Genomic DNA, 7,937 nt, shown 5'->3' with positions numbered 1-7,937 from the left:
GTTAGGTACCGTCAAGGTACCGCCCTATTCGAACGATACTTGTTCTTCCCTAACAACAGAGCTTTACGATCCGAAGACCTTCTTCGCTCACGCGGCGTTGCTCCGTCAGACTTTCGTCCATTGCGGAAGATTCCCTACTGCTGCCTCCCGTAGGAGTCTGGGCCGTGTCTCAGTCCCAGTGTGGCCGATCACCCTCTCAGGTCGGCTACGCATCGTTGCCTTGGTGAGCCGTTACCTCACCAACTAGCTAATGCGCCGCGGGCCCATCTGTAAGTGATAGCGAGAAGCCATCTTTTAATATAAGACCATGTGGTCTCGTATATTATCCGGTATTAGCTCCGGTTTCCCGAAGTTATCCCAGTCTTACAGGCAGGTTGCCCACGTGTTACTCACCCGTCCGCCGCTAACCTTTGGGAGCAAGCTCCCTCAGGTTCGCTCGACTTGCATGTATTAGGCACGCCGCCAGCGTTCATCCTGAGCCAGGATCAAACTCTCCAATAAGAGTATTGATTGCTCAATAAGTTTTGTTACTTAGAATTAACGTTGACGCTTGTACTGTGTTCAGTTTTCAAAGAACTTTTTAACCCGCCGCTCAAAAGCGACTTTATTAATATATCATCTATTAATCATTTGTGTCAACAACTTTTTCAAAAACAATTTTCTTCTTTAAAAGTTGTTATGCAATCAATCACGTTGTCGTGATGACTTAATCTATATTAACAGCCCCCCATTCCTTTTTCAATACTTTTAACCACGGTAAATAATGGTAAAAAAAGAGACTCATCCAAAACAGGATGAATCTCTTCTATATAATGTTTATTGTTTTTGATAACGTAAAACAGGTTTTCTTGCTGCTAATGTTTCATCTAGTCGACTAACAACCGTTGTGTGTGGTGCTTCTTGAACAATTTCTGGATTCTCTTCTGCTTCTTTTGCAATTTGAATCATGGCTTCGATGAAGTCATCCAGTGTTTCCTTAGATTCTGTTTCAGTTGGTTCAATCATCATACATTCCTCCACATTTAATGGGAAGTAGATGGTTGGTGGATGATAGCCAAAATCGAGTAATCGTTTTGCAATATCTAATGTACGAACCCCTAATTTCTTTTGACGTCTGCCAGATAAAACGAATTCGTGCTTACAGTGTTTATCATACGGTAGGTCAAAATATGGTGCTAGACGACGCATCATGTAGTTTGCATTAATAACAGCATTTTCTGTTACAGCTTTAAGACCATCTGGACCCATTGAACGAATGTACGTATATGCACGAACATTGATTCCAAAGTTTCCATAGAAAGGTTTTACGCGACCAATTGATTGTGGTCGGTTGTAATCGAAATGATAACCTTCCTCTGTTTTAACAAGTACCGGTTTTGGTAGGAATGGAATTAAATCTTCCTTCACGCCAACAGGACCTGATCCTGGACCGCCACCACCATGTGGACCCGTAAATGTTTTGTGTAAGTTTAAGTGAACAACGTCAAATCCCATGTCTCCAGGGCGAGCCTTACTTAATACCGCGTTTAGGTTTGCTCCGTCATAATATACTTTACCACCAGCTGAATGGATGATTTCTGTCATTTCTAGAATGTTTTCTTCAAAAAGACCTAAAGTATTAGGATTTGTGAGCATCAATGCAGCAGTGTCTGGTCCAACTACTCGACGTAAATCTTCTAAATCTACAAGTCCGTCTTCACCAGATTTTACTGTAATTGTCTCAAAACCTGCTACTGTTGCAGACGCTGGGTTTGTACCATGTGCTGAGTCTGGAACGATTACTTTTGTACGAGCAGTATCATTGTTTGCTTCATGATATGCTCGGATCATCATTAATCCAGTCCACTCACCATGTGCACCTGCCGCTGGTTGAAGGGTTACTTCATCCATTCCTGTAATTTCTTTTAGATGCTCTTGGAGATCATACATTAACTCCATCGCACCTTGAACTGTACTCTCGTCTTGTAAAGGATGGATGTGAGCAAATCCATTATAGCGAGCCACATTTTCATTAATTTTTGGATTGTATTTCATTGTACATGATCCTAGTGGATAAAATCCTGAATCCACCCCGTGATTACGTTTGGATAAGGCAGTATAATGACGCATGATATCTAGTTCTGATACTTCTGGTAGCTCCGGCTCCTCTTCGCGTAGATAGTCACTAGGGATAACATCATCGAGAATTACATCAGGTACGTCTAGTTCTGGCAAACTATAACCAATTCGACCTGGCTTTGATAGTTCAAAAATTAATGGTTGATCTTGCTTATTCATGGCTATCCCCCAATTCTTTTACAAGAGTATCAATCTCTTCTTTTGTACGAAGCTCAGTTACCGCCACTAACATATACCCTTCAAGTTCTGGGTAATTACGGCCTAAATCATATCCACCGATCAGTCCTTTTTCTATTAAACGTGCATTTACGTCTTTTACAGACTTACCAACTTTAACAACAAATTCATTAAAGAATGGACCTTCAAATGGGATTTCGAAACCATTTTCTTTAAATTGTTGCTTTGCATAGGAGGCCTTTTGGATGTTTTGAGTTGCAATTTCTTTTACACCCTTTTTACCTAAGGCTGTCATGGCAACAGATGCTGCTAGTGCGTTTAAGGCCTGGTTTGAGCAAATATTTGATGTCGCTTTGTCACGACGAATATGTTGTTCACGCGCTTGAAGTGTTAATACAAAGCCACGTTTTCCTTCTTCATCAACTGTTTGACCAACTAGACGGCCTGGTACTTTACGCATTAATTTTGATGTAACCGCGAAATATCCACAGTGAGGTCCACCAAACGCAGCTGGGATCCCAAATGGCTGTGCATCCCCAACCACGATATCAGCACCAAATTTTCCTGGAGGTGTTAAAGCTCCAAGTGCTAATGGATTACTTGATACAACAAACATGCTTTTTCCGGTGTGAGCGACTGCTTCGATTTCTTTTAAAGGTTCAATTTGGCCCAAGAAATTTGGATACTGAACGATAACACAAGCTACCTCGTCATCCATTAAAGAGCTTAGTGCATTAACATCTGTTACACCATTCTTAGTTGGGACTTCCACAACTTCAATGTATTGACCCTTTGCATAGGTTTCTAGAACCAATCTAGACTCAGGATGTACCGCTTGAGAAACGAGTACTTTTTTCTTTTTTGTATGGCCAGAAGCTAGCATTGCAGCTTCAGCTAAAGCTGTTCCACCATCATACATCGAAGAGTTTGCTACATCCATGCCTGTTAGCTCACAAATCATCGTTTGGAATTCAAAAATGGCTTGTAGTTCACCTTGTGAAATTTCAGGTTGGTAGGGTGTATAAGCTGTATAAAATTCTGAACGTGAAAGAACATGGTCGACAATAACTGGCATATAGTGATCGTATACACCTGCCCCTAAAAACGAAGCATTGTGACGTAAATCAGCATTTTTCGCAGCAAGTGCAGAAAGTTCTTTCATTAACGCAGTCTCTGATTTCGCCTTCTTGATCTTGTATTCACCTTTAAATTGAACACTTTCTGGAATATCACTAAAAAGCTCATCGACTGTGGATACGCCGATTGCTTGAAGCATTTCGTTTTTATCTTGTTCCGTCATTGGTAAATAACGATGTTTCATGAATGTACCCCTTTCCCACAACTCCGTTTATTTTTTTGGTCGCTTATAAAAAGGTGTTGCCACCACAACTGCTTTAAGACGCTTTTTACGAACTTGAACTTCAACTTCTCTTCCTAGTTCGGCATGCTCCGTTTTAATAAGTACTAAACCAATATTTTTTTGAAGGGTTGGTGACTGTGTTCCTGTTGTAACTTCACCCACTTGATCGTCACCAACATAAACTTCATAGCCATGACGTGGAATACCTTTATCAATCATTTCGATTCCCACGATTTTTCGAGGAGCTCCCTCTTCTTTTTGCTGTTTTAAAACTGTTTTCCCAATAAAGTCAGCTTCTTTATTAGGTTTCACGGCAAAACCGATGCCAGCTTCGATTGGTGTGATATCTTTAGATAGTTCTTGTCCATAAAGCGCAAGATTAGCTTCAAAGCGCAATGTATCACGCGCACCTAATCCACAAGGTAATACCCCTTCTGGTTCACCAGCTTCTAATATGGCATTCCATAAGATAGGAGTATCTTCAGCTTGGCAATATATTTCAAAACCATCTTCACCTGTATAGCCCGTTCTTGAAACAAGTGTTTTCTTTCCTGCAATTTCAACTTCGTCTTGGAATTTAAAAAATTTAATTTCATTTAAACTTGTATTTGTTAGTTTCTGTAAAACAGCTTCAGCTAATGGTCCTTGAAGTGCAAGTTGTCCAATCTCGTTTGAAATGTTGACTACTTCTACATCGCCAAAGACATGCTCTTTCAACCATTCAAAATCTTTTTCTGTATTTGAGGCATTTACAACTAGTAAGTAATGTTCATCGGATTTTTTATAGATAAGTAGGTCATCAATTGTTCCACCGTTTTCATAGCACATTGCTGTGTATTGTGTTGCGCTATCTTTTAAAGTTGAAACATCATTTGTCATCAAGTTTTGAAGATATGCTAAGCTGTCTTTTCCTTTTACGTCGATTTCACCCATGTGGGAAACGTCAAAAAGACCTGCTTTTGTACGAACAGCTTCATGCTCTTCTTTAATACTTGAAAATTGGACTGGGAGATCCCATCCACCAAAATCAATGGTTTTGGCGCCATGCTTTTGATACTCATCAAATAATGGTGTTCGTTTTAATTCTGTCAACCCGATTCCTCCTTCACATTTCCTCATTTAGATTGGTATTTAGGGCCCTGTTACAAAACCGAAAGATTCTGAAAACGCAAAAAAGGACAGATAAACTCCACGGCATTGTGAAGTCTCTGTCCTTGCACCTGAAAGTTTACCCATTTCACTTATGAAAAGCATAATAGGTTTGCCCCTTTGGTGGCCAAGCGGGTCATTATAAGCTTCGAATCTCTTCGTCAGTTTCGTTTTTCCGGTCCTCACGTATTTTTTAATACGCTCTGGTCCTCAAAACTTCACTTCCTTGACCTTCTCGCTTCTAATACCCCTCAATTCACCGGCTCTCTCCAGAGTTGCGTCAAACAAGAGTCTTTTTGCCTGAGAGATTCACAATTGTCCTTGCTTGCTCCTTCGGCGCTACAAAAATATAGTCTCTCCCCTTGTTATCATTCGCGGTCTTCATATTTTTCATTTTTTTGGTAACACTAACGAAATGACTATGGAAAATTTATCATATCCAGCCCAAAAACTTTCATTTTTTTTAAAAAAGATAGAACGCTAAACCCTTGTTTAAAACAAAGAGAAGCGTTTTCGAACTACCTTCATCCTACCATCATCCAGCGATTTGGGCAATATATTATTTTCTTAACATTAATTTATTTTTTTAATAAAACGTTCGGGTTTTGAAGAGGAGTTCTGTTTTTTCTATATAAATATCATACTCAACTAAGAAAGGACTGTGAAAATATGAATGTCGATTTTGAATTTGATCAGTCGTGGCAAGGTGACTTTTTGCAAAGAATTGACGATGACGGTCCTTGGGCGAACTGGGAGTTATACAAACTTGCATATGAAGTAGAAAAACACCAGTCGATACCTGAATTCGAGGGTCTTCAGGCTCCAAAGCATTTACCACAGTTAACGCCACTTCCCCATCAACTTGAGGTTGCGAAGCAGGTGGTTGAAAAAATGAATGGAAAAGCCATTTTAGCCGATGAGGTAGGGCTTGGAAAAACAATTGAGGCAGGCCTGATTTTAAAAGAATATATGATTCGCGGTCTTGTAAAGAAGGTTTTGATTCTTGTTCCAGCCTCCCTTGTATCCCAATGGGCTTCGGAATTAAATCAAAAATTTTATATTCCCGCGGTTCAGCAGAAAAAGAGCTATATGTGGGAGCAATATGATGTCATTGTTTCATCCATAGATACTGCTAAAAGGAGTCCACATCGGGAAATTGTGTACGAGCAGGATTACGATCTAATCATCATTGACGAGGCTCACAAGCTTAAAAACAGTAAAACGAAAAACTATGAATTTGTTCAGAATCTAAAAAAGAAGTTTTGTTTACTATTAACAGCTACTCCTATTCAAAACAGAATTGATGAGATCTTTAACCTTGTGTCGTTACTTAAACCAGGTCATTTAGGTAACCAGGAAAATTTTGAGGAATCTTTCGGGAAAAAGAGCCGCTCGATAGATGATCATGAGCATTTGAAAGAACTGGTCAATAAGGTGATGATACGTAATCGCCGGGATGACACAGGTATTGAGTGGACAAAACGGAAGGTTGAAACCGTGCCAATTGAGTTCTCAGAGACTGAACAGGAGCTATATGATGCGATTTCTGCCTATCGGTCTAGCTTATCAGGCTTTGCGTCGAGCATGTTCTCCATTCTAACTTTGCAAAGAGAGGCATGCAGTAGTCGCGAGGCCGTCTATTTTACATTGAAAAAGATGCTTGAGAAGAAGAATGAGGATGGCAGTGCTGGGGTACCTGGAGATATGGTGATGGGACTCATGAAAAAGGTTGAACAGGTCACGCAGAATTCAAAGGCTGAGAAAGCAGTAGAATTAATCAAACAAATTGATGATAAAGTCATCATTTTTACAGAATATCGCGCAACGCAAATGTATTTGCAATGGTTCCTTCAGCAAAATGGAATATCATCGGTTCCGTTTAGAGGTGGATTCAAGCGTGGGAAAAAGGATTGGATGCGAGAATTGTTTAAAGGAAAGTTCCAGGTTTTGATTGCAACTGAGGCTGGTGGCGAAGGAATTAACCTGCAATTCTGTAACCATATTATCAACTATGACCTTCCTTGGAATCCGATGAGACTTGAACAGCGCATTGGGCGTATCCATCGTCTTGGTCAGGAAAAAGATGTTCATATTTATAATTTTGCAACGAAGAACACGGTTGAAGAGCATATTTTAAAGCTATTATATGAAAAAATTAATCTGTTTGAGCGTGTCATCGGTCAACTAGACGATATATTAACAAGACTTGATCTCGGTAATATTGAAGATCACATTCAAGATATCATGCTTCGCTCTCGCAGCGAGGGTGAAATGAGGATTAAAATGGAAAATTTAACTTCGATTATTAGCTTTGAAGAACAAAACGGTGGTGAGCAGCGTGCAGCAACAGGAAATCGTTAATTTTCTAGAGAAATATTTTGTATCCAATCATTGTGAAATTCTTGACCGACATCCTGGATATATGACCGTGCAATTGACAATTGATTTGGATAAGCAACTCATGAACCGCCCCTTTTATTGGACTTATGTTGAAAAGACAGGTGGAGAACCGAATCCGATGAAACTTACATTAATTACGGATCGGGATCAAACGCCCGACAATGTTAAGGGGGACTTTATCCATTTTGGCGCTCCCCGCTTGCATCAAATTTTTGAATCAACGAAAAAGCTAGCAAGCTATATTCGATTGTATCAACAAAAACCTCCGGGCGCTCAAGGAAATACCCCCCTTTTCCCATGGCTTGGGTTAAATGTGAAAGTTTCCTATAAAAGTGACCGTAAGCGTGATGTGTTAATGTCACTAGGCTTACAGCTAATCAACGGGATCATTGTTGAGGATTTTCAGGATAAACTAGAAGAACTACCACTCACACCAAAAATTCCTGATTTAACGTATACGATGTCGCCACTCGTCAAGCCGCAAAGTGGTGTCAATCGTCTTCAACAATATGTGAGAGGCTTCGTTGAATCACAGGATCATGCATGGGCAGATGAAGCGAGGCAAAGATGGGACGAGGATTTAGCTCTGTTAGATGCCTTTTATGAGGGAATCGATGAAAAACCTGAAAGCTATGAAATTGAAAAAGAAGCACTAAAGGACCAATACGAACCGAAAGTTCTTGTCGAAATTATCAATGGTGGATTGTTTTATCTTTGTCAAAACGCGATTTGA

5 protein-coding genes, 1 rRNA gene and 1 riboswitch are annotated in these 7,937 nt (G+C 40.0%); of the genes, 2 read left to right on the top strand and 4 right to left on the bottom strand.

The features are described 5' to 3' along the window. From E1I69_RS01225 to gcvT, 4 genes are all read right to left on the bottom strand, one after another. Positions 1-501, bottom strand: a 16S ribosomal RNA gene (locus E1I69_RS01225); the annotation flags it as partial. Positions 502-816: 315 nt separating this feature from the next. Next, positions 817-2,277, bottom strand: a complete 1,461-nt coding sequence (gcvPB, locus tag E1I69_RS01220) for an aminomethyl-transferring glycine dehydrogenase subunit GcvPB (RefSeq protein WP_136377818.1) — start codon at positions 2,275-2,277, stop codon at positions 817-819. After that, positions 2,270-3,616 (bottom strand): aminomethyl-transferring glycine dehydrogenase subunit GcvPA, encoded by a 1,347-nt coding sequence (gcvPA, locus tag E1I69_RS01215; RefSeq protein WP_136377817.1) that lies wholly within the window; start codon positions 3,614-3,616, stop codon positions 2,270-2,272. The genes gcvPB and gcvPA overlap by 8 nt, the downstream gene beginning before the upstream one ends. Before the next feature lie 27 nt (positions 3,617-3,643). Then, positions 3,644-4,774: a glycine cleavage system aminomethyltransferase GcvT gene (gcvT, locus tag E1I69_RS01210; RefSeq protein WP_136377816.1), complete on the bottom strand. Its 1,131-nt coding sequence runs from the start codon at positions 4,772-4,774 to the stop codon at positions 3,644-3,646. A gap of 308 nt (positions 4,775-5,082) precedes the next feature. Next, positions 5,083-5,176: riboswitch (glycine riboswitch) on the bottom strand. A gap of 297 nt (positions 5,177-5,473) precedes the next feature. On the opposite strand from gcvT, the gene E1I69_RS01205 reads away from it, so the two are divergent. After that, the gene (locus tag E1I69_RS01205) at positions 5,474-7,165 is read left to right on the top strand and encodes a DEAD/DEAH box helicase (RefSeq protein ID WP_136377815.1); all 1,692 of its coding nucleotides are present in this window, start codon (positions 5,474-5,476) and stop codon (positions 7,163-7,165) included. Continuing rightward, positions 7,143-7,937 carry a YqhG family protein gene (locus tag E1I69_RS01200; protein WP_136377814.1) on the top strand — a complete coding sequence of 265 codons (795 nt, stop codon included), beginning with the start codon at positions 7,143-7,145 and terminating at the stop codon, positions 7,935-7,937. The genes E1I69_RS01205 and E1I69_RS01200 overlap by 23 nt, the downstream gene beginning before the upstream one ends.

Origin of the sequence: Bacillus timonensis, assembly GCF_004799755.1 — a bacterium.
In the GTDB taxonomy this organism is placed as follows: domain Bacteria; phylum Bacillota; class Bacilli; order Bacillales; family Bacillaceae_L; genus Ferdinandcohnia; species Ferdinandcohnia timonensis_A.
Note: the sequence above shows the minus strand (reverse complement) of the source record. Positions and strands in the feature narration are given on the sequence as shown.

Coding starts and splice junctions, on each gene's coding strand:
- gcvPB (WP_136377818.1), bottom strand. CDS start 2,277: ATGAATAAGCAAGATCAACCATTAATTTTTGAACTATCAAAGCCAGGT.
- gcvPA (WP_136377817.1), bottom strand. CDS start 3,616: ATGAAACATCGTTATTTACCAATGACGGAACAAGATAAAAACGAAATG.
- gcvT (WP_136377816.1), bottom strand. CDS start 4,774: ATGAGGAAATGTGAAGGAGGAATCGGGTTGACAGAATTAAAACGAACA.
- E1I69_RS01205 (WP_136377815.1), top strand. CDS start 5,474: ATGAATGTCGATTTTGAATTTGATCAGTCGTGGCAAGGTGACTTTTTG.